A 21,158-nucleotide genomic window follows, 5' to 3' on the forward strand; every position below is an offset into this window, starting at 1 on the left:
TTTATGGGCAGCATTATCCCCACATCAGGGCGGTGCCCCAGGTCAGGCCGCTTCCGAAGGCGGCCATGATGACGGGGTCGCCGGGGGCGATGCGGCCCTCGCGCCGCGCCAGGTCGAGGGCCATGGGGATGCTGCCGGCGGTGGTGTTTCCCCACTGCTCGATGGTGTGCAGGACGCGCGCCTCGGGGATGTGCGTGCGCGCTGCGACGAGCTCATTGATGCGGCGGTTGGACTGGTGGGCCACGAGCAGCGCGCGTTGTGGATCGAGGTTGTAGCGTGCGATGAGGCTTGCGACCTCGTCGCTGAGCAGTTCGACGGCGCGGCGAAAGACCTGGCGGCCTTCCATATGCGCGTAGTGACGCCCGGCCTCCAGATCGTCGGGGGTGATGCTGGGGTGGTGTGCGGCGCCGGGGCGGTCGCAGAAGAGCAGGCGAGCGCCGCGACCGTCGGCGCCCAGGTGCACCGGCTCGAGCGCCCCGCCCTTTTGCACATGGGAGTCCACGGCCTCCAACACCACCGCGCCCGCACCGTCGCCAAAAAGAATCGAGACCGCTCGCCCCCGCGGGCTTAAGTCGAGGCCGGTGGAGTGAACCTCGCTGCCGACCACGAGTACCCGGCGGTAGGTGCCGCTTATGATCCAGGCGCGGGCCACCGAGAGGGCGTAGAGGAAACCCGAGCACTGATTGCGCACGTCGATCGCCGGGATGGGCGCCACACCGAGCGCTTCCTGCAGGAGCACGCCGTTGCCCGGGAAGACCATGTCTGGCGAGAGGGTGGCGAAGACGATGGCGTCGAGCTCACCGGCGTCGAGTTCCGCATCATCGAGGGCGGCGCGGGAGGCCTCCAGCGCAAGCGAGGTGTTGGACTGGCCGGGCTCAATGAAGTGGCGGGTGCGGATGCCGGTGCGCGCGACGATCCAGTCATCGGAGGACTCCAGCGTTGCGGCCAACTCGGCGTTGGTGACGCAGCGCGCGCCCAGGGCGCGGCCGCAGCCGGTGATACGGGTGCCGAGAGGTTGCGTGCTCATCGGGTCGCTCATCCTTCGAGGGGGGCTTGAGGCTTGCCCCGCGCCACATGCGGTGCAAGGTTAACGGGCGCGCGATGTTGTGAGGCGAACGCGCTGGTTGTCGGGAGCTACCGGTTGAGGATAACCGCGTTGGCCATGCGCTTCCACCACCCGATGCCATGACGCGCGCGCCCTGCCCTGATGCGAACTTCTGCCCCCCTGCCCGTATAGCCGAGAGAGCCTGCATGACGAACGAGCCCCTGGATCTGGTCTACCATGTGGCGGTGGAACGCCCGCGCGAGGGTGTGCTCGGGGCCGTGCTGGCCTTTGCCGGGCGGCACCCGGTGGTCGCCGGGCTGGCCTGCGGGGTGCTGGTGGTGCTGATCGCCGCCGCGCGCGCCTACCGCGGGGTGGCCAACGAGCCGGTGGCGGCGATGTGGCTCTCACTGAGCGTGATCGCGACCTGGACGGTGCTCTTTGTGGTGATGCGCAACTTCTTTACGGCGCAGTCGATGCGGGTGGTCAGCGTGGCGCGGCGCATTCAATGGGACGGGGACGCGCTCATCTGGAGTGAGCAGGGAAAGGAGCGCCTGCGCCTTACGCGTCCCACCGCGCGGATTGTGACCACGGAGCTTCCGCCGGAGAGCGACACCCGGCGTACGATCCCCTGGCCTGTGTGGCTGGTGTTGAGCGACGCCGACGATGCGCAGAAGCAGCTTATCCTGGAGTCGAAGATCGACGCCTCGCAGCTTCGGGGCGCGCCGCGCGCCACGCCGGAGCTGCTCTCGAAAACCGACGAGACGCTGCCCACGCTGGTGATCTCACCCCTGCTGGCGCGGGCCCGAGCGCAACTTAAGGCCTCCTGAGGCTCATCGCGCGCGCGGGGCGCCCGGGTATCTCAGGCGCTGCAGAAATGCGCCAGCGCCTCTTCCAGCACCTCAAAGAGGCCGTCCCACTGCTGATCTGTGATCACGAAGGGCGGAGAGAGCGCGAGCACGTGCCCGTGCTGGCCGGAGGGAAGCACCAGGTAGCCGCGGTCGCGGCAATAACCCATGATCCCGAGGCCGAGCGCGCCGTCGGGGGCGCGGGTCGCGGGGTCTTTGATGAGCTCCAGGCCCAGCATCAGCCCGCGGCCGCGCACAAGGCCGATGCGCTCGGGGAAGCGCGCCTGCAGCGCTTCGAGGCGAGTGCGCACCTCCCTGCCCTTTTGTGCCACACGCCTGGGCCAGTCTTCTTCGATGAGCACGTCGAGCACGGCCTCGGCCATCGCGCAGCCCAGCGGGTTTCCTAAAAAGGTGGAGGTGTGCACCGACTCGCCAGAGGAGTTGCCCCAGGAGTCCATGACCTCGCGGCGACCGATGGCCGCCGAGAGGGGGAAGCCGCCGCCCAGCGCTTTGCCGACGCATAAGATGTCGGGGGTGACGCCCTCATGCTCACACGCGAACATCGTGCCGGTGCGGCCAAAGCCGGTGTAGATCTCGTCGAAGATCAGCACGAGGCCAAACTCCTCACACACCTCTTTAAGCGCGGCCAGGAAGCCCGGCGGGGGCTCGATCTCCCCGCCGCGGCCCTGGATGGGTTCAATGAGGATGGCGCCGATCATCTCAGCACCGCTGGCCGGGCCGCGCAGCATCTCGCGCAGGTGCGCGATGGTCGCCTGGCTGATGGCCTGCGGATCGGTGCCGGGGGGCAGGCCAAAAGGCGGGCGGTAGGTGTCGGGGTAAGGAAGGTGTGTGACCCAGGGGTTGAGCTGCGACATGAAGGGGCGGCGGAAGTTGTCGCGGTAAGCCGTTGCCCCCAGCGCGCCATAGCTCAAGCCATGGTAGCCGCCCCAGAAGGCGATGACGCCGGGGCGGCCGGTGTGCACTGCCGCGGTCTTGAGGGCGGCCTCCACCGCGCTGGCCCCGGAGAGGCCCAGGATGGCGTGGGTGAGCTCGGCCGGAGCGACGTCGGCCAGGCGACGCGTAAAGCGGATCTTCGCCTCGCTCGGGTAGACGTCGCCCATGGCGTGGATGAGCTCTTCGGACTGGCGCTGCGCGGCCTCCACCACCCGGGGGTGGGTGTGACCGATGCCGGCGACGGCAAAGGCGCCGGTGAAGTCGACGTAGATGTTGCCGTCGACGTCTTCGATGTTGGCGCCCTTTGCGCGCTTCCAGACGATGGGGTCCTGGCCCACGCCGGTCTCGGCGGCGCGGCGGGCGCGGCGGGCGGTGATGGCCGGGCACTCCGAGCGCGCGAGCTCATCGACCATCGCGATGGACTGCGGCCCGGGAATCGCGCTTACGATTTTTGGAAGACTCTCACCGCTGAGCATCACTGGCCTCCCAGGTAGGCGACGGAGAGGAAGGGAACAAGCAGCGTCTGGCCCATAAAACTCGTGAGCATCAATGAGGTCTGGGTGGCGAAATTGCCAAAGATCCAGGTCGTACCCACGCCCAGGGTCAGCGGCCCGAAGACCTCCAGCCCGGCGCGCAACTCGCCATCGGTAAATCCGGCCAGCTCATCGCTGTAGGTGGGGACCTGCTCGAAGAAATCGTTGAGCTCCATAAACGAGCCGGAGCCCGCGCCGGTGAAGGCCTCCAGGTTGAAGACCATGTAGTCGGTGGCGTGAATGTTGAGGCCCATAAAGAGCGCGCCCCAGTGACCGCCGGAGGGGAACTCCCAGGTGTACTCGGTGTTCTCGAAGTAGCACTCGCCACGGCCGAAGTCGTAGCGGGTCTCACAGGTGCTCGGGTCGTAGGGCCGGTAGCCAAAGGCGGCGACCAGGTTGAGCGCGCCGCCCACGCTGAAGACGCTGCGATCGTTTAAGGGAATGTCGGCCACAAGCTCCAGGCCCAGGCTCAGGTCCTGGGTGCCGGGGTCAAAGCCGCTGCGGCGGTAGCGGGCCGAGGGGCCCCAGGTCAGCGCGGCGCGCGCGGTGTCGACGAGGTTAAAACGCGCGCCCACCCCCAGGTAATACTGGCTGATGCCGGGCCAGGTGGAGCTGATGCGAAGCTCAGTGCCCTGCGTGGGGCTGTAGCCGATGCGATGTTCGACAAAGGCGACGGTGCGGTAGGACCAGTCGCCCTCGTTGAGGATCGTGGCGGTGGGCCAGACGATGAGGCGGCCGGCCAGCGGGTTGCTCTCGGCGCGGGCATCGACCGGGCCGACGTGCTGCTGAAGTGGCTTGAAGTGAGCGTCGTCCGGCACCGGCTGCTCCCCATAACCCAGATCTTCGGGGAAGGTCTTGAGGCGCGGGGTCTCCTCGCCCTGCCCCTCGGACTGGGCGAAGGCCGGCGCAGGCGCAAACGCGACCAGCGCGAGGCTCGCAAACAGGAGCGACGTCACGAGGGGGTTATGGCGAGGCCAGAAGGAAATCATCATCAGCGAGTCGGCAGTGGACCGGCAAAAGCGGTCGGTTCGGAAGGGCTTGGGGAGGGGGGCCGGCTGGCCTATACTTGCGTTAATTGCCCCTGGAGGCAACGCCCCGAACCCCGCGCGGAGTAGAAGCGATGTACCAGATCGTCATCATGGATAAAAATGCCGAGATCACCGTGGAGCGCGCCCGCTCCAACCACACGCTGCGTGTGCCTGTTAAGGGCGAGCATGTGCTGGTGAAATGGTCGGGGGAGACGCGCATCTGTGAGGTGGAGGATGTGTGGACGCACCTCAACCTCGATCAGGACTCGCCCTACCAGGGGGCGGTGCAGGTGTTGGTGCGCTGGGCTCGCGGCATGGATCCGGGGCTTTATGTGCAGAGCATGGCCCGGCGCTGAGCCTTAAGGGGCGATCCACGTGAAGGCGCCTCTGGCGCCTCGGATTTTTCAAGCGTGCAGGGGTTCGGCGGGCTCGGCGGGTGAGAAGGCCTGGCGGTGGCGGCGCAGAAGATCGCTGCGGAAGTGGTCGACGAGCTCCGCCGAGGCCACGCGCGCCCGCACCCGGATGCGAATATGCTCGCCAGGGGCCGCCTGGGCCACCAGGAAGGCCTCGGGGCGGTGGCGAGGGGCGACGTAAGGGGTGAGGGAGGCCAGCGTGCGCACGCGCTCCAGGGCACGCTCCACCGGCAGCTCTGCCGGGACCTCCAGCTCCATCTCACAGTGCACCTCGCCAGCATGAGGGAGGTGCGTTAAGGGGCGATCGACGAGCTCGGCGTAGGGGATCTCGTGGCGTTCACCGCGGGCGTCGCGAAGGCGCAGGGTGCGCGCGCCCAGGTGTTCGATGACGCCGCGGCGCTCGCCAACCTCCAGGGTGTCGCCGACCTGATGGCGGGCTTCGCCAAAGAGCACCAGCCCGGCGACGACGCTGCGAAGCAGAGGTGCGGCGGCGACGATGAGCGCGGCCAGGGCGGCCAGCGCCAGGAGGAGTCCGGCGGTGATGCCCTGGCGGGCGATGCTGCTCAAGATCACGATCAACGCCAGCGACCAGACCCCGACCTGAGCCAGGGGCAGCCAGCGTAAAAGCCGTCGATCGGCCCCGGAGGTGGAGAGTCGGCGCAGCCCCACGCTGACCAGCGCCGCAGCGAGCACGACCAGCGCCAGGGCAAACCACGAGGGTGAGGTCGCGGCGAGCTCGGCCGGGGGGAGTTCGGTGGGTTCCATGCGGGCTCCTTAGATCAGGTTCTGGCGGCACAGCGCGTCGGCGATGGCGGCGTCGGCGCCGGGGCGAAGCTGCAGCTCGTCGGGGTTGTCGGCCAGGGTCTCCAGGTAGCCCTTGCGGCGCAGCGCATCGAGCTCGGCGCGGGCGCTCTCCTGGCTGAGCCCCACGATCAGGTGGGCCTGATGCGGGCTTAAGCTGCCGTGGAGGGTGATTGCGGCCAGGAGCAGACGTTGCTCAAGGCTCAGCGCATCAAGCACCGGCAGGGGTGCGCCGCAAAGTGGTGAGACGAGCAGGCGCGCGTCGTCGCCGGGGTCGGGGCGCACCGCGCGCAGCCACCACAGGAGCGCGGCGCGCGGGTTATGGCGAGCGTGGGCGGCCAGCGCTTCAAAAAACTCGCGCTGCACAAGCTCCGGGGCGGGCGTGCGGAGTTGCAGGCGCGCCAGACGCTCCAGGCGGCCGCGGGGCTGAGGCTCGAAGCTCAGCCCGAAGCCGCTGACGCGGTGGCGGGCCAGGATCATCGCTTCCAGCCAGGCCCCGTCTGCCGGCGGCAGGCTCACGGTGGTGGTGACCACGCGGTCGAGGTTGAGGTGGGACGCGGCGAAGTCGGCGCTGGCCTCATCCATGAGCAACACCCAGAAGATCGTCTGAGCGCTGTCGGCCACGAGGTTGAAGAAGCGCTCGGTGAGGGCGACGCCGACCTCGGTGCGAAGCACCAGGCGCTGGGCGTCTTCGACGACGATGACACGCCGGCGCAGCTCGCCACGCTGCAGGTACTGGCGAAGATCATCGAAGGAGCGGGTGGCGGCGCCCTGGATGCCGAGCCCTTCGACGATGGCGCGGCTGAGCGCGGGCTCCTCGCGGGCGACCGAGCTTAAGCTCAGCGTGACAACGCTCTCTTCGCGAAGATCCGGGACGACGCCGTAGATGCGGGCCGGCACGAGGTGGCGGGCCAGGGTGCGTTTGCCGCTGCCGCGGGGCCCGCGGATCAGCGCAACTTCTTCGGCGCCGGTGGCCCAGCGGCGCGCGCTGGCCAGGAGCTGCTCCTCGACGCCGCGCTCGCGATAGAAGTCGGGGATGTCCAGCGGGCTGGGCACGAAGAGACGCCGATAGACCGATGGAGCGCGGGAGTGCGCCACGGGCTCATCGGCCAGCAGGGCGCGGCGGCGGGCGGCATCATCGGCGGGCAAGGTCGAGGCGCCCAGCAGGGTGCGAAGCTCCTCGCCAAGCTCATCCGACCATCGCGCTGCGCGGGCGCGCGCGGCGCCCAGGTGGCGCGCGAGGGGCTCCAGGAGCTCCCCGGCCAGAGATTCGCCGCGCGCCACAAAGGATGCGGCGCCCTGGCGCGCGAGCTCGCGCTGAAGTTCGCCCAGGCGGCGCTCCTCGATGGGTTCAAAGGCGCGGGTCATGAGGCGATCCCACTCGCTGATGAGCCAGGCGACGAGCTCCTCTTCATCGCGGCTGATGCGCTCGCGCAGGCTGGTCAGCGCGCGCAGCGCGCGCTCAATGCCCTGCACGCCGGCGCCCTCCTCACCGCCGGCGAGGTCCGCCGGGACCGGGGCGCCCTCGCCCTCCTCGCCATTCCCTGGCGAGCGGGTGCGCTGGCGTCGGGCGGTGACCAGGTGAAACTCCAGCAGCTGCTCGATGGCGCCGAGCAGGGTGTGGCGCTCCTCCTGACGGGTGGCGGCGCGTTCGTTGAAGTCGACCACGCGCAGCGCGAGCTCGCGGCTGACCTGGGAGCTGACCCAGCGGCGCAGCGGCAGCTCGTAGTGCTGAGCGCCGGCCACGATGGCTCGCCGGGGGTCGGCGCTGAGCACGGCGATGGTGGCCGGGAGCTGTTCGACGCGGGCCTCGACAAGTTCGAGAAGTTGGCGTGTGTAGCGGCCCTGACGCACGCGGGCCAACCGGAGCTCCTGGGCGCGCCGGGCGCGAAGGAGGAGCGGTCGGAGCTCGGAGGTATACGCCAGCTCCCAGTCGAGCGGGGCGCGGCGGGCGCGATCGTGGAGCTCTTCGAGCTGCTGCTCCAGCGCCTCCAGAGGCTCCATGCCCGCGCCCAGGGTCTGGCGGGCGGCGCGCTCGGCGGCCAGGCGCGTGCCCTGGGACCACTGCACAAACTCCGAGACCTGATGATCGAGTTTCAACCACCCGCGGTAGCCCTCGATGATCTGGTGCTGGCGGGCCAGGCGATCTCCGAGTTGGCTTGAAGCGCGGCGCGCCGATGCAAATCGCGATGAGGGGCGGTAGACGAGCGCGGGCAGCTGGCTTGTGCCCGCCAGCGCCACGCCGCGCACAAAGGCGTGGTAGCTCTGCTCCAGGCTCTGGCCGTAGCCCTTTAAACCCACCTCGGCGCTGCGGCGGGTCTGGTGCGCGAGCTCCGCGTGGCTCTCGGAGAAGTCCGCATAGAATGCGGCGATCCGGGCCTCGACCGACGCGGCGTTTGGAGACGTTTCGTCGGCGGGCGAGCCCGACACTGGGTCCGGTTCGGCCGGGGGATTCGATGCGTCGCGCTCGGTGGCAGACGCCTCGGCCAGCGACTCCAGAAAACGGTCGACCTCGCGAAGATGCTGCCACAACGCGCGCCACAGCTCCTCGTACTGGGCAGCTACCGGCGGGGTGACGCGCAAGAGCTGCACGGGCAGGGAGAGCTCCATATGGTAGCTCCACAGCCGGCCCACGGGCACATTGCGGTAGCCCGCGCCCAGCACCCGACGGCGCACTCGCCGCCCCCACTTGAGCGCGCGAAGCCAGGGGGCGTCGGAGGGCTCGACCTGCTCCAGGGCCGGCTCGCGTTCGATGCGGTAGAGGGTTTGTTTGTCTTCCATGGCGCGCACCGCGCTCAGGAAGGCCTCCACCGAGGCCGGCGTCAGGGGGGCACCCTCCAGCTGCAGCAGTCGCTCGTAGACCTGACCCACCTGCGCCAGGTAGGTGCGCTGCACCCCGCGCAGCGCTTCCAGGCGCGGGCCGGCCTCGGGCGGCGGGGTCTGCTGGCGCATCTCGGCATCCCACTCGCGCAGCCCCTTGATGAGCTCGTCGACCACCGACTCCAGCTCGATGAGAGCGTCGATGATGCCGTCGCGTCGCAGGCGGATGGGCTGTTGAAAGGTCTGCTCGGCCTGATCGATGAGCGCGCTGCGCAGATCTTCGATATGGCCGCGCAGCCAGGCGTCGTCGAAGCGCGGTGCTTCAAGGCGTTGCCCGAGGTCGGTGGGTTCGAGAAGTTCAAACTCCTCAAGGCCCAACACCCGCTCATCGCGGCGCTCGTGGGAGGCGCGGCGGGCCTCTCCGGAGCGCTCCAGGCCAGTCTTCAAGAAGATCGGGCCCAGGCTCAAGTAGACGATCACCGTGGCCATCACCACGCTCTGAAACGCCGGTCCCCACGCCGGGAAGTTCACCGCGACGACGCCGGCGAGCACCAGCACCACGGCGTCCTGCGCGATGAAGGCGGTGGGCAGATAATGCAGGCTCTGGCGGGTATCGACCGCCCGCGCGCAGACCCGGCGCGTGGCGAAGTAGAGCGCGCCCAGGCGCACCACCACCAGCACGAGGATCAGCGGCACATAGGCCGGCGCAGCCCGAAGATCGAGACCGGCGGCGACCGTGGCGAAGTAGATCACAAAGACCGGCAGCGCGACCTGCTCCAGGGCGCGCACAAGCTCGCGACCACGCAGCGTGGCGTTTTGCACGAAGAAGCCCGCGACCAGAAAGATCAGCGTCGGCTCGGCGGCGACCCGCAGCGCGCTCAGGTACGCCAGCACCCCGCTGGCGAGCACCATCAACAAGAGGTAGGAGCGCACCCAGCGGGCGTAGGCGGCGATCGCAACGCCCAGCGCGAGGCCCAGGCCCAGCGAGAGGGCGAGCTCGGTGAGCAACGCCGGCACCATGCCCGCGAGCGAGCCGCCGGTGACGGGATCGGGGCTGGCGAGCAGGGTGGCGCCGGCCATCAGCGCGGCAAAGAACCCGAAGATCAAAAACTCACCGGCCACCACCACGCTCAGCGCCGCGGTGGCCAGCGGCCCCCGGGCGCGGAGCTCCTGAATCAACGCGACGGTGATGGTCGGGCTAAGCCCGAAGGCCAGCACCCCAAAGAAGAGCGCGATGATGAGCTGCTGCGAAAGAGGCTCGGAGGCGAAGATGGCCAGGTGCGCGGGGAAGATGCGGGTGGTGAGCATCACCGCGATCACCGTGGTGGGGATCACCGCCAGCGCGATCGCCAGGGTAATCCGGGCCACCAGCCGGGCCTGCTCCCGAAGATCGGCCAGGCGCAACTTCGCGCCGGCGAGCATCCCGATGAGCGCCACCACCAGGAGCTGCACCACGGCGAGCTCATCGATGAGGCGCGAGGAGATGATCGCCAGGGGGTAGGCGTCGGGCATCAGGCTGGAGAAGCTCGGTCCGAGGAGCACCCCGGCGCCGATGTAGCCGAGCAGCGAGGGGAGCCCCACCCGACGAAACGCCTCACCGGTGGCAAACGCCACAAGCACCATAAGCCCGACGGCGACCAGCCCGTCGCCGGCCATGGCAGCGGTGGCGCCCGGCCAGACCAGCTGAGCCAGGGTGAGCAGCGCGAGCACAATGGTAAGGGTCAGAAACTCTCGCATCAGCGCCCCTCCTGCCAGCTTCCCCAGGGGGAGTGCGAGCGACGCTCGGCGTCGACCTCGGAGATATCAATGAGCCAGCCGCGCAAAAACACCCAGGCCAGCAAGTCGGCCAGAAAGAGCGCGAGCACAAGCGCCGAGATCATCGGGGCAACGGCGGGCTCGGCGGGCAAGGCGTGGATCAGGTCGATGACGATGGCCGCGCCCAGCGCGCCCGGCGCCCAGAGCGCGCGGTGAGTGCCCGGCTCGGGGCGAAGTCCGCGCAGCCTGGGGCGATACGCCACCTCCCCGAGCATGCGGCCCACATAACGTAGCAGCACAAAACTCGCCGCGGCGCCCCAGACCCAGGCAGAGCTTCCGCCGGCCCATAACGTGCCGGCAAAAAAGAGGGTGAGCACGTAGAGGGGGGCACTCATCGTATCGAGAACTTTTGTCAGCCGCAGCGATTCGGAGCTCATCGCGGCCATAATGACGCCGGCGATCACGTTGACCAGGACCACCGAGAGGTTGGCCGCCCAGGCCACTGCGCTGAGGGTGACGCCAACGCCGAGCGCGATCGAGATCATGCGATCATCGTCGGGGCGCCCCTGCAGGAGTGCGCCGGCCAGACCCCCGGCAAGCCCTCCCAGGCCCAGATGCATGGCGAGGCCGATCAGCGGGGTGGCGTTCTGCGGGAGGCCCGCGACGGGGGCCTGGCGCCACGTGAAAAAGACCAGCAGCCCGAGCAAAGCTGCCGGCATGCACACCCGGGTCAGCCGTGCGGCGCGCGAGGCCGCCGCGGCGTTGACCCCCAGCGAGGAGGTGAGGCGTTGGAGTTGGTCGTCGTCGGCGGTGAGCGCCAGCACGCCCAGGGCGGCCAGCGCCGGCCACCAGGCGTCGACGATCTGCGGGGGCGCGCTCCAGCGCAGGAGCGCCATGGGCAGCGCGATCATCACCAGCGCTCCCACCGCGGAGATGACCGCGCCCAGCTTGAGATCCGCCCCGCCGACCTCGCGAAGCTCGGCCGGGCTTAAGCGAAGCCCCGCCGAGAGCGCCACTGCCCCCACGGTGAGCGCCATCATCGGTTCGAGTACCGGGAGGGCCACGTCACGGAGCAGCCCGCCCACGGGCACCAGGAGCGCCCCCAGGGCCACATAATGCGCGCCGGTGACCACGCCGCTTCGACGTCCGAGGAGCCCTGGCGAGAGGTAGGCCAGAAGCGTGGCGCAGGCCACAAACCCCAGGCCCACCAGCACCTGGAGGGTCGAGCCCCTGGCGAGCACCATCGCTGCGCCGGCGTCGGCGGCGTGCGCGGCTTCCACCCACGCCATCATTATGAGCACGCTCATCAAAACGGCCGTGCTCTTCCATCGCTTCGACATAGCATCCTTTCGCGGCGGGGGAGTCGCCGCAGTGCCGCGCGATCCTCGCCAGAACCATTCATCATCTGTGCCGGGTGGCGCCGGCGGAACTAAAAGGCCCGGCGCCGCCGCTTATGTTCCTTATCTCGAAAGCCGGCCGGCGATGCACTTCTTGATTGACCCCAGACCTGAAAAAACGGCCCAATACCGGCGCGACGCGTCCCCGGGTAAGGCCTGGCGAGCGCGCTCGACGTGAGGTCTGCGTCTCTACGATCTGCCCCGGATGCCCCTGAGGATGATGTCATGAACGATCTTCTCCACCACTTTGAGACCCCCTTTACCGATCCGGTGCTGATCTTTGCGGTGGTCATGCTGATGCTGCTGGTGGCGCCGCTGGCGGTGAGAAAGATGCGGCTTCCGGAGATCATCGGACTCTTGATGGCCGGGGTCATCGCCGGGCCCAACGCCCTGGGGCTCCTGGAGCGCGACGCCACCTTCCAGCTCCTGGGCACGGTGGGTCTGCTCTACATTATGTTCACCGCCGGGCTGGAGATCGATCTTAATCGCTTTGCGAAGTATCGAAACCACAGCCTGGTCTTCGGGGTGCTGACCTTTCTGGTGCCGCAGACGATCGGGACGCTGGCCGGGATGTATATTCTGGGGCTGGAGTTCATGGTGGCGATTCTGCTGGCGAGTATGTTCGCCTCGCACACGCTGTTGGCCTACCCGGTGACAAGCCGGCTGGGGGTGAGCAAATCCAACGCGGTCACAGCCACGGTGGGGGGCACGGTGATCACCGACACCGCCGCGCTTCTGGTGCTGGCGGTGGTGATGGGATCGACGCGCGGATCACTGGATATGAACTTCTGGCTGACCCTGGTGATCGGCCTTGGCATCTACGTGGCGCTGGTCTTCTGGAGCATCCCGAGGGTGGGACGCTGGTTCTTTCGCAAGGTGGGCAGTGAGGGGGTCGTCGAGTACGTCTTTGTGTTGGCGGTGGTGTTTCTGGCGGCCTTTCTGGCGGAGCTTGCCGGGGTGGAGGCCATCATCGGGGCGTTTATGGCAGGGCTTGCGCTCAACCGGCTCATCCCCGAGTCTAGCACGCTGATGAACCGCATTGAGTTTGTAGGAAACGCCCTCTTCATTCCCTTCTTTTTGATCTCGGTGGGGATGCTGGTGGACGTGCGGGTGCTCTTCAGCGGGGCGGACGCCCTCATCGTCGCCGCGACCATGGTTGGTGCCGCGCTCTTCTCCAAATGGCTCGCCGCGCTGCTCACGCAGAAGCTGCTCGGCTACAGCCGCGATGAGGCGATGGTGATCTTCGGGCTCTCGGCGGCCCAGGCCGCTGCGACGCTGGCGGTGGTGCTGGTGGCCTTTGATGTGGGGCTTTTTGATGAGGCGGTGCTCAACGGCACGATCGTGATGATCGCGGTGACGTGTTTTGTCTCACCGATGGTCACCGAGCGTTTCGGGCGCAAGATGGCGCTGGCTCAGGAGGAGCAAGGCGGCAGTGGCGAAGATGAAGCGCCGCAGCGTTTTCTGGTGCCCCTGGCCAACGCCGCGCACGCCCAGGCGCTGCTCGACTTTACCTTTCTGGTGCGCGAGCACGGCTCGGAGGAGCCGGTCTTTCCACTCTCGGTTGTGCCCGAGGAGGGAGACACCGCCCAGGCGATTGCGAGCGCCGAGCGCATGCTCTCGGCGGCGGTGGTGCACGGGGCCTCGGCCGAGGTGCCGGTGGTGCCGGTGACGCGGGTGGCCCATAACCTGGCCTCGGGCATCGCGCGCGCGGTGATGGAGCGGCGCGTCTCCGATCTGGTGGTGGGTTGGAGCGGCCCCGATCTTTCGAGCTCGAAGGCCCGCCGCGCGAACTTCGGCGTGGTCACCGATCAGCTCCTGGCCCAGACCGAGCAGCAGGTCTTCATCAACCACCTCACCCAGCCGATCAACACCGTCAAGCGGGTGATCGTCGTCTTTCCGCCGCTGATCGAATACCACCCGGGCTACACCCGCGCGCTGCGCGACATCAAGCGGCTGACCAACGCGATGGGGGCGCTGCTCACCGGGCTCTGCCTCAAGGATGAGATGCGCCGGATTCGGGGGCGTTTTGATACGATCAAACCCGAGATCGCCTCGTCTTTTGTGGGCTTTAATACCATGGAAGATCTGGTGGCGACGCTGCAGCGCCGCGTCGAAGAGCACGATCTGCTGATCTTCTTGAGCGCGCGCCGCGGCACCCTGCCCTGGTCGCCGGAGCTCGAAGCCCTGCCGGGGCGTCTGGACGCGCTGGCCGACTACTCGATGAGCTTTCTCTTTCTCTCGGACATCGACGAGGCGCAGCTTCCGGTCACCGCCGAAGAGGAGGGGCTGGCCGAGGCGTTTAAGTTGCGGCGAGTGCGCGTGGCGATGGAGGAGCCCGAGGAACGCGAGGCGTTGAAGACGTTGTTGGTCGGCTACTTCGGCGAGGAGCGCGCCGAGACCTACTGTGAGGAGGTGGTCGATGCGCTCTTGCGCGACGATCCGGGCTTCTCGCGGGAGCTCATCGACGGGGTGATGCTGGTCAACGCGCGCAGTGAGCATGTGCACCGCCCGCTTGTGTTTGCGGCCACGCGCCGCGAGGGCTTTGAGACGCAGGCGCGCGCCGGATCGCCGGTGTATCTGATGCTGGTGGCGGTCAGCCCGCAGGAGAGTTCTTTGCAGGAGCACCTGGGGCTTTTCTCGGAGCTCGGAGCGCTGGCCACCCGGGTGGTCGACGCGCAGGCGCTGGCGCGCCTGGAGACGCCCACCGAAGTGCTCGAAGAGCTCAAACGGCTGGCGCGCGACCCGCAGACCGTCTTCCCGGACGCGCGGGATGGGGCGCTGGATCTAAGCCTGACGCGCAGCGACCTCCCCGGGTAACTCGCCACGCCCCACGCTCGACCTGCATCTTTTGAGAGGGTAACTCGCAACGCCCCACGCCCGGCCTGCATCTTTTGAGAGGGTAACTCGCAACGCCCCACGCCCGGCCTGCATCTTTTGAGAGGGTCGTTTGCACCTCAGCGCCCGCTGCGCCCTTGCACACGCCCCACACCACCCAAAAGCCGAACTTTTACAAACACTTAGAAACGACCACGCACGCACATTGAGGCCGGCCCCACGCCCAACGCCAGCGCGGGCTCATCGTCGCCGCGCGCCGATGAGACAATAAGCCAGCCAAGGCCCAGCGCGCTGGCCCCCGCCCCCACGCCCAGCAGCACCCACTGCGCGCTCTCATAGCTCTCGCCACGGCCGATAAGCTCCTCGTAGCGGGAGGGGGTCATGGTGCCGGCAGCGTTCTCGGTGGCGATGTCGTCCTCGATGCCGCGCATCGACACGACCATCGCGCCGGCGCCGCCCAGCGCCACCACTCCCACGCCCAGTGAGGAGTAGGCGCCCAGGCGCGAGCGCTTGCGGGGGGCGATCGGCGGCGCGATGGCCGCCACCCCGCGCTCCGGCCGCTCCTCGGCAACCGGACCCGCACCACCGAGCTGCGGCTGCACCGAGGGCGACGTCGCCGCGGCCCGCTGCTCGGTGGAGGCCGCCACCGCAGGAGCCGCGCTCACCTCGATGATCACCGGATCGCCCACGCCCAGCGCAACTTCTTCGACATAGGGCCGGGCGCCGGCGCGCTCAACCTCCACCCGGTAGCGCCCCTCGGGGAGCCCCTGGCGGGTGACCTGGCCATGCCCCACGATCACGCCGTCGATGCGAATGGCGTCGCCCTCCCCGGGCGCGCGAACCTCCAGGTGTGTCGTCATCTCAGCGGCGATTTCGCCAAAAACCCCTTCGATTTCTCGCCGAAACGCGAGCACCGGGTCGTCGCCGCTAAGCTCGCGTTGCACCTCCATCGCGACGCCGCTGCGGAGGCGATCAAAGATCGCCACGCTGACCACAAGCCCGCCGTCGCGACGGCGCACATCGCCCGAGATCAGCACCCGGGCATCGTTAAACTCGGCCATCTGCTCCAGACACGTCCGCGCATCGGGCTCACAGCCCAGCACCACCGCGGTCTCCTCGCGCTGCAAAGGGGTGGCGTTGACCACCTCAAAGGCCCCGACCTGCAAGGCCTGGTTTCGCAGCACCGCGCTCAGGTTGCTCAAGAGCGCCGGATCGACGCCGGCGCCTTCAAGCTCAAAGACCACCGCCTCGACCGGCTGGGCCGCAGCGGTGCCTGCCCCCACCATCATCGTCATCAGGAGCGCGAGGGCTCCGAGCACAGCACATCTCATAGACTCACTCCCCGGCCGCGGCCTGCGCGGCCAACGGTCGCGGCCGCGGCGATGGTTAAGCTGCGGCCTTCGGTACCTTTGACGTTCGGGGAGTATAGAGGGAGCCGGCGCTCAGTGCATGCGCCAATCGCCGAAGGGTCGGCCGAAGTTCTCGCGGTTCTGCTCACCGTAGAGTGGCGAGCCGGCCGGCGGGGTGTAGGGCTCTCCCCAGACCGCGCCCGGGGCCAGGAGTTCGCCATCAGAGGTGCGCAGCTCCACGGGCTTGCCGCGCATCGCGCTCAACCAGGGCGCGCGCTCACCGCGGTTGGTCGTGGGGTTGTTGCGGGCGTGCTCCAGGGCGCGGGCCAGATCGTCGTCCTTCTCGGCCATCGCCTCCAGGGTTTGCGCCCGGGCGATCTCGCGGGCCGCCAGATCCGGGGCGGCTTGGTAGTCGATCACGAGCTGCCCGTGGCGGCCGGCGATCGTGTAGAACTCCAGCGATGGCGAGTGCGGGCGAAGCGGCAACACCCGCACCCTGCCCGACATCTCGACGTACTCGTAGTCGACCAGGCGCGAGCGGAAAAACGCGCTGAGTTCCTCGACGGTCATGCGCGTATGCACGGTGACCAACGTCTCGGAGATCTCCAGCCGGTCGGTGTAGTCCGGAGGCAGCGGAAGTCCAAAGACCTCGCGAGGCTCGGCCTCCACCTTCGATTCGGAGGCGCGCGAAGTCTTCTGCTCGCGCTCCTCGCCGGGGGTCTGCTTCTCCTCGTCGCGGCAGGCCGCCGCGACAAGGAGAAACATACATGCGATGAGAAGTCGTCTCAGGTGCAGTCGCATCAGTTCCCCACGATCGTCCAGCTCAAGGGCACCGAGCGCGTCGCCGGCGGCTCAAGCTCGATATTAAACCCGCCGATGCCGCCGGTGTTGGTCGCACCGTTACCGGTTGTCGGGTTGCCGTTGCTGTCGTTCCCCACCGAGGTGAAGGTCAGCTGCGGCTTCTTGGCCTGCTTCTCACTCACCGTCTGTCCCAGCGCCTCATCATCAATGACGTCGTTGCAGACCGGGCCCAGGGTGATGGAGAGGCCCCGAATCAGCGCGGGCTGCGCCGGTCCAAACCAGCGGGGGACGCCGTCGCTATCGCCGGTGTCGAGCAAAAAGAGCGAGGGGTCGAGCGAACCCGAGCCGCCGTCGGCGTATTCGGTCCAGGCGCCCTTGGCCTCCACATCGACCGGGCCGGACTCGTAGTCGTAGGGCGTCCCCTCCAGACGGTAGATGCGCGAGGTGCCTGCGAGACATGCCGCCTCCTCCTCGACATAGGCCGTAAAGAAGACATCGCCGTCAAAGACCACCGGCTCACCGGTGAGCCGCTCGCGGGGCTCCAGGAAGTAGCGCCACAGCGGTGTGGGCACGATGTCGTCGACGGTCTGCTGCACGCCGCCGGTGGTAACCTCGACGACCTTGAAGTCTTCTTCGATCGCGATCACCGCCTGCACCGTGTTGGTCTCGCTGGTCTCACCGGGGGTGCCCAGGCCGTAGACGACCACCAGGTTGCGGTTCTCATTCATGTAGAGCGCCGGGCGGTAAGCCGCCGGCCCGAAGACGTCAGTGCCGTACTCGGCGTTGAGATCGATCATCCAGGGGGAGTCCTGCTCGGCCGGGTCAAAGAAGAGCTGCACTTCCCAGTCGCGCGGGTCGGGGCGGGTCATGTCGATGCGGAACATCCGGCCGTTGGCGTCGCCGATGAAGCCGCGGGTGGCAACCTCACCGGGAGAGTCGCTGTAGAGGGCCGGGGAGCCGATCATCTGGCTGGGGAAGCGCTGCATATCCCCGTCTTCGGTGCGGTATTCGACGAAGCGGCGGATGATCGTGCCGGTCTGCAGATCCACGATGTAGATGGCGCGGCCGGTGATGTCTTCCACGCAGGAGAGCGGCGCCTCGGGGCGATCCGGGGCCAGGCCTGCGCCGAAGACGGCGATCGGGCGCTGCAGCGCGGCGGTGGCGCCGTCGCCCAGGCGCATCGCCGCCATGCCCATCGCCGGGTCGCTCACCGAGGTGCCCAGGAAGCCGAGCTCCCAGGGGCTGGGGGTGTCATCTTCGTCCCCGTCATCGCAGCCGAAGATCCCGCAGAGCACCGAGCCCACAACGCTGTCTTCGAGCGCGGTGCGGCAGGTGTCGAGTTCGGTGTCGTAGGCGGTGATGTCTTCGGGGGCGTAGCGCCAGGTGTCGAGCTTTTTGAGTTGATGCTCTTCCCATTCACGGGAGAACTCCCAGAGCACGATGGGGTCAGGCATCTCGGTGCCGGAGCCGGTGCGGGTGACATCGAGGGCGAAGTAGCCCTCGCCCACGCCGCCCATGCCCTGCAGGAGCACGGTGCGCCACTGGGCGGCCTTGGGCACCTGCCCGGTCCACGCGCCACAGGCCTGGCGGTTGGTGTTAAGCGCCGGGTTGGCGTGGCAGAGGCGAATGTCGCCGACCACCGGGCTGCCATCCATCAGCTGGGCGGCGCGCTGACGGTTGGGCTGCAGCTTGCGGTGCAGGCTGAAGGGCACATAGGCCCAGGCCTCGCGCTGGTCTGCAGCAGCCACGTTGTCGCGCTCGGTGACGGTGGTGGAGAGCGAGGCGGGAAGATCGCGTCCTTTAACCTCATCTTCACCGGTGTAGATGGCGTGCAGCTGCCCATCGAGGGTGCTTACGTAGAGCATCGTGCGCCGCTCGGCGTACTGCTGGCGGAAGGCGCGGTAGCCGTCGTTGGGAAGATCGAGATCGGGGGGGCCCACCGTGATCGGGTTGGAGTTGTAGATCGCGCCGAGCACGCGGTCGGCCTTCGGCCCGATGCGACCGCGGTACTCGTCGACCAGCCCGTTCATGATCGTCTCACGAGTCACCCCGGTCTCCGGATCATCTTGCACGCCCCAGTAGTTGTAGAAAGCGTCGGCGGTCTGCGTCGCCTCTTCAAACGCGCTGAGGAGGTTGCCGTGCTCAAAGCGCACCCGCGTTCCAACCACACGCCCGGTGTTGGAGGCCGCCAGAAGCCCGGTCCCCCCGAACTCATCTTCGGTGGTGGGCACCTGGCTGAGCGCGTAGGTCATCGGGAAGAAGCCCGGCACAGGCCCCGTACCGCTGACCTCTTCCACACCCGGGCTGAGCAAGAATGCCGGGAAAGAGGTGAACACACGGCGGCGGTCGGTCTCCACGTCGGTCCGCACCACCGGCTCATCGAGCGGGTCGCCGATGGCCTTACGCAGCCGGTTCACATCTTCGTGCAACCCGTCGAGCGTGCCTGCATCGGTGACCAGCGACTCGCTACCGTCACAGGCGTAGAGCTTGCGGTTGAGCACGCCCTTCCAGAAGACGTTATCGCCCTGGATCTGCATCCCGGAGAATAGGCGGTACTGACCCTGCTCGCTATCGGTGTCCAGGTAGCTGGTGATGGAGGGGCGAGTGCGCGCGGCCAGGCCGGAGGAGCCGGCGATCTCGTTGAAGATCAGCTGGAATGCGCTCACCAGGGAGGCTTTGCTGTTGTTGTTGAGGATCAGCGCGGGGTGATCGCAGGTGAAAGGCGCGCTGCCGTCGGGGGGCTGGAAGGTAAAGCCCATCTCTTGAGGCACAAGGCAGGGCTGGCTCAAATCTTCCGGATCGCAGGTGCCCGCCGGGCGGTTGCCGGCGCTGTCGCGCACGCCGCTCTGCGAGCCCAGCGGAATCATCTCCGGCGGCAGGTAATACTGGGCGCAGGTGCCCCCGCGCATGGCCATCGTCGCCACTTTCTTGATGGCGTTTTTACGCCGCTCGCTGTCCTCTTCCAGGTTGACCGCCAGCACGTGCACGCGGGGCGCATAGCGCTCCTCGATCGCCTGACCGTCGTTAGCCGCCCGCATCTCACTCTCGGACTGGGTGATCATGTCGAGGATGGCGGTCTCAGTGACGTCGTACTCGTACTTGGCCGGGTCGTAACCGAAGGCCGGGTTGAGGCTCTCGCTGCCGATGCCGTTACCCGCACCACCGGGAGCTTCCGGCTCGGGGAAGCCGTCAGTGAAGAAGACGACGTGGCGGGGGCGACAGGCCGCGTAGCGATCATCGACGAAGGGGTTGAGCGGGCTGGGAGTATTGGAATTTTCGAAAGGTCCGTGGCTGGACTGCCCGTAGCTGTAGAAATGCTTGAGGTCGTGGAAGACCGCCGCAAAGGGGCTGGCCATGCTGATGGGCTGCCTGTTGAGCGGGTAGTCGAAGATGGGGATCTCCCAGTTGCCCTGAGCGCCCTTGGGGCGCTTCTTCTTGCCTCCATCATTATCGACACTGCCAGAGAGGTACGCCTTACGCGTACTGATGTGGCCGGCGTTGAGGATGGCCTCCTGCACGTAGGCCGAGGTGTTGTCCATCTCGTCGGCCCCCAGCGCCAGGCGCGTGGGCCCGATGAAGCGGAAGAGCCCCAGGTTGTAGCAGGGGGGGCTGGAGCAGCCGAGATTCTCGATGCCGTCGCCGACGTTGCTCCCCTCATTGGTGACGATGTCGTTCATCGGGTAGTCCCACCCGCCCGAAGACGTACCGTTGAAGCGGTAGCCGTCGAACATCGCCACCGAGAAGATCGTGGTACGGCCCATCGCGTCGAGCAGACCGTTGGACTCCTGCTCGTTGTAGACTTCCTGATAGTGGGGGCGGGGATCATCGTGATCGATAAGCCCCTCAAACCTGTCGCCGGTGTTGTTGCAGGACCAGCTGTTCTGGTCGAAGCTCCCGCAGCAGACCTGTTCTTCGCGAGAGGCGCCGCGGAAGCGCGGCACAAACCAGCAGCCCGGCCCCACACGCTCTTCCGATCCCCGGCGCAGGTACATATCGCCGGTGAGGATCTCTTTGATCTGGATGTGGCGGGGTTTGTTGCTGTCGGTCAGGCGCATATTCGGGTTGGCGACCATGTCTTCGAGGGCGTCTTCCTGCCAGTCGGTGACCTTACCGCTCTCAAAGCCCTCACAATCCGAGAAATCGCCGCAGGCCGGCGGACGCACATAGTCGTTGCACTTATGGCCGCTGCCCCCACCGTCGAAGGGGTGCCAGACCATGCACGGGCCCATCGTGGTGGTGGGTGTGCCGCTGACCGGAGAGCCGTCCACACGCGCCGATCCGGGGAGGTTGAGCGGGGTGCCCGGCACCCAGGTGTCGCTGTGCGCACCGGAGGGGCGATCGCCGGAGGGCATGCTCATCCGCGGGTAGCGGCCCTCGCCCTCCTCGGTCCACTGCATGCTGGCGGAGGTGTCCATCACGATGGTGACCACCGGTGACTGGGCGATGCCCAGCTCCACCGGACTCTGGCTATGCACCGCGCGCGGCGAGCTTGTGAGCAGCAGGCCGGCGCCGGCGATCATCACCAGACCCAGCCCGCTGACCAGAAGTTGTCGTTTCGTGTTCATTGTCATCACCTCAGCCT

General features: G+C 67.8%; 12 protein-coding genes. 3 read left to right on the forward strand and 9 right to left on the reverse strand.

Features of this window, described 5'->3' with window-relative positions; genetic code table 11:
- Nucleotides 1-13 precede the first annotated feature (13 nt).
- Complete coding sequence (locus tag FRC98_RS16560) at nucleotides 14-1,027, reverse strand: 3-oxoacyl-ACP synthase III family protein (RefSeq protein WP_146982543.1); 1,014 nt, start codon at nucleotides 1,025-1,027, stop codon at nucleotides 14-16.
- Nucleotides 1,028-1,251: 224 nt separating this feature from the next.
- Between FRC98_RS16560 and FRC98_RS16565 the strand changes: the two genes are divergently transcribed.
- Nucleotides 1,252-1,872 (forward strand): hypothetical protein, encoded by a 621-nt coding sequence (locus FRC98_RS16565; protein WP_146982544.1) that lies wholly within the window; start codon nucleotides 1,252-1,254, stop codon nucleotides 1,870-1,872.
- Nucleotides 1,873-1,904: 32 nt separating this feature from the next.
- Here the strand turns inward: FRC98_RS16565 and FRC98_RS16570 are convergent, their stop codons facing one another.
- Complete coding sequence (locus FRC98_RS16570; RefSeq protein ID WP_146982545.1) at nucleotides 1,905-3,320, reverse strand: aspartate aminotransferase family protein; 1,416 nt, start codon at nucleotides 3,318-3,320, stop codon at nucleotides 1,905-1,907.
- A complete protein-coding gene (locus tag FRC98_RS16575; RefSeq protein WP_146982546.1) occupies nucleotides 3,320-4,369 on the reverse strand; it encodes a hypothetical protein in 1,050 nt (349 codons plus the stop codon). Before FRC98_RS16575 ends, FRC98_RS16570 begins: the two co-directional genes overlap by 1 nt.
- Nucleotides 4,370-4,497: 128 nt before the next feature.
- Here FRC98_RS16575 and FRC98_RS16580 point away from each other — a divergent pair, with 128 nt between their 5' ends.
- On the forward strand, nucleotides 4,498-4,761 hold the full coding sequence (locus tag FRC98_RS16580) for a hypothetical protein (protein ID WP_146982547.1): 264 nt from the start codon (nucleotides 4,498-4,500) through the stop codon (nucleotides 4,759-4,761).
- A 48-nt stretch (nucleotides 4,762-4,809) separates the two neighbouring features.
- On the opposite strand, the gene FRC98_RS16585 is transcribed toward FRC98_RS16580, so the two are convergent.
- From FRC98_RS16585 to FRC98_RS16595, 3 genes are read right to left on the reverse strand one after another with little or no spacing between them, the layout of a single operon-like run.
- On the reverse strand, nucleotides 4,810-5,583 hold the full coding sequence (locus tag FRC98_RS16585; RefSeq protein ID WP_146982548.1) for a mechanosensitive ion channel domain-containing protein: 774 nt from the start codon (nucleotides 5,581-5,583) through the stop codon (nucleotides 4,810-4,812).
- 9 nt (nucleotides 5,584-5,592) lie between these two features.
- Nucleotides 5,593-10,176 carry a cation:proton antiporter gene (locus FRC98_RS22070; RefSeq protein WP_146982549.1) on the reverse strand — a complete coding sequence of 1,528 codons (4,584 nt, stop codon included), beginning with the start codon at nucleotides 10,174-10,176 and terminating at the stop codon, nucleotides 5,593-5,595.
- On the reverse strand, nucleotides 10,176-11,534 hold the full coding sequence (locus FRC98_RS16595; RefSeq protein ID WP_146982550.1) for a hypothetical protein: 1,359 nt from the start codon (nucleotides 11,532-11,534) through the stop codon (nucleotides 10,176-10,178). The genes FRC98_RS22070 and FRC98_RS16595 overlap by 1 nt, the downstream gene beginning before the upstream one ends.
- Nucleotides 11,535-11,816: 282 nt before the next feature.
- On the opposite strand from FRC98_RS16595, the gene FRC98_RS16600 reads away from it, so the two are divergent.
- Entirely contained in the window at nucleotides 11,817-14,408 is a 2,592-nt protein-coding gene (locus tag FRC98_RS16600) for a cation:proton antiporter domain-containing protein (protein ID WP_146982551.1), read from the forward strand.
- Nucleotides 14,409-14,608: 200 nt separating this feature from the next.
- Here FRC98_RS16600 and FRC98_RS16605 read toward each other — a convergent pair whose 3' ends face one another.
- From FRC98_RS16605 to FRC98_RS16615, 3 genes are all read right to left on the reverse strand, one after another.
- Nucleotides 14,609-15,745 carry a PEGA domain-containing protein gene (locus FRC98_RS16605; RefSeq protein WP_230467700.1) on the reverse strand — a complete coding sequence of 379 codons (1,137 nt, stop codon included), beginning with the start codon at nucleotides 15,743-15,745 and terminating at the stop codon, nucleotides 14,609-14,611.
- Between the two features lie 123 nt (nucleotides 15,746-15,868).
- Nucleotides 15,869-16,540, reverse strand: a complete 672-nt coding sequence (locus FRC98_RS16610; protein ID WP_146982553.1) for a hypothetical protein — start codon at nucleotides 16,538-16,540, stop codon at nucleotides 15,869-15,871.
- A gap of 35 nt (nucleotides 16,541-16,575) precedes the next feature.
- Nucleotides 16,576-21,141, reverse strand: a complete 4,566-nt coding sequence (locus FRC98_RS16615; protein ID WP_146982554.1) for a pilus assembly protein — start codon at nucleotides 21,139-21,141, stop codon at nucleotides 16,576-16,578.
- Nucleotides 21,142-21,158 lie beyond the last annotated feature (17 nt).

The sequence above is a fragment of the Lujinxingia vulgaris genome (assembly GCF_007997015.1).
Taxonomy (GTDB): Bacteria; Myxococcota_A; Bradymonadia; order Bradymonadales; family Bradymonadaceae; genus Lujinxingia; species Lujinxingia vulgaris.

What these genes read in the sequence shown, in the direction of transcription:
- FRC98_RS16560 (WP_146982543.1), bottom strand. Translation starts at nt 1,027, where the DNA reads ATGAGCACGCAACCTCTCGGCACCCGTATCACCGGCTGCGGCCGCGCC.
- FRC98_RS16595 (WP_146982550.1), bottom strand. Translation starts at nt 11,534, where the DNA reads ATGTCGAAGCGATGGAAGAGCACGGCCGTTTTGATGAGCGTGCTCATA.
- FRC98_RS16565 (WP_146982544.1), top strand. Translation starts at nt 1,252, where the DNA reads ATGACGAACGAGCCCCTGGATCTGGTCTACCATGTGGCGGTGGAACGC.
- FRC98_RS16585 (WP_146982548.1), bottom strand. Translation starts at nt 5,583, where the DNA reads ATGGAACCCACCGAACTCCCCCCGGCCGAGCTCGCCGCGACCTCACCC.
- FRC98_RS16600 (WP_146982551.1), top strand. Translation starts at nt 11,817, where the DNA reads ATGAACGATCTTCTCCACCACTTTGAGACCCCCTTTACCGATCCGGTG.
- FRC98_RS16615 (WP_146982554.1), bottom strand. Translation starts at nt 21,141, where the DNA reads ATGAACACGAAACGACAACTTCTGGTCAGCGGGCTGGGTCTGGTGATG.
- FRC98_RS16575 (WP_146982546.1), bottom strand. Translation starts at nt 4,369, where the DNA reads ATGATGATTTCCTTCTGGCCTCGCCATAACCCCCTCGTGACGTCGCTC.
- FRC98_RS16610 (WP_146982553.1), bottom strand. Translation starts at nt 16,540, where the DNA reads ATGTTTCTCCTTGTCGCGGCGGCCTGCCGCGACGAGGAGAAGCAGACC.
- FRC98_RS16580 (WP_146982547.1), top strand. Translation starts at nt 4,498, where the DNA reads ATGTACCAGATCGTCATCATGGATAAAAATGCCGAGATCACCGTGGAG.
- FRC98_RS22070 (WP_146982549.1), bottom strand. Translation starts at nt 10,176, where the DNA reads ATGCGAGAGTTTCTGACCCTTACCATTGTGCTCGCGCTGCTCACCCTG.
- FRC98_RS16570 (WP_146982545.1), bottom strand. Translation starts at nt 3,320, where the DNA reads ATGCTCAGCGGTGAGAGTCTTCCAAAAATCGTAAGCGCGATTCCCGGG.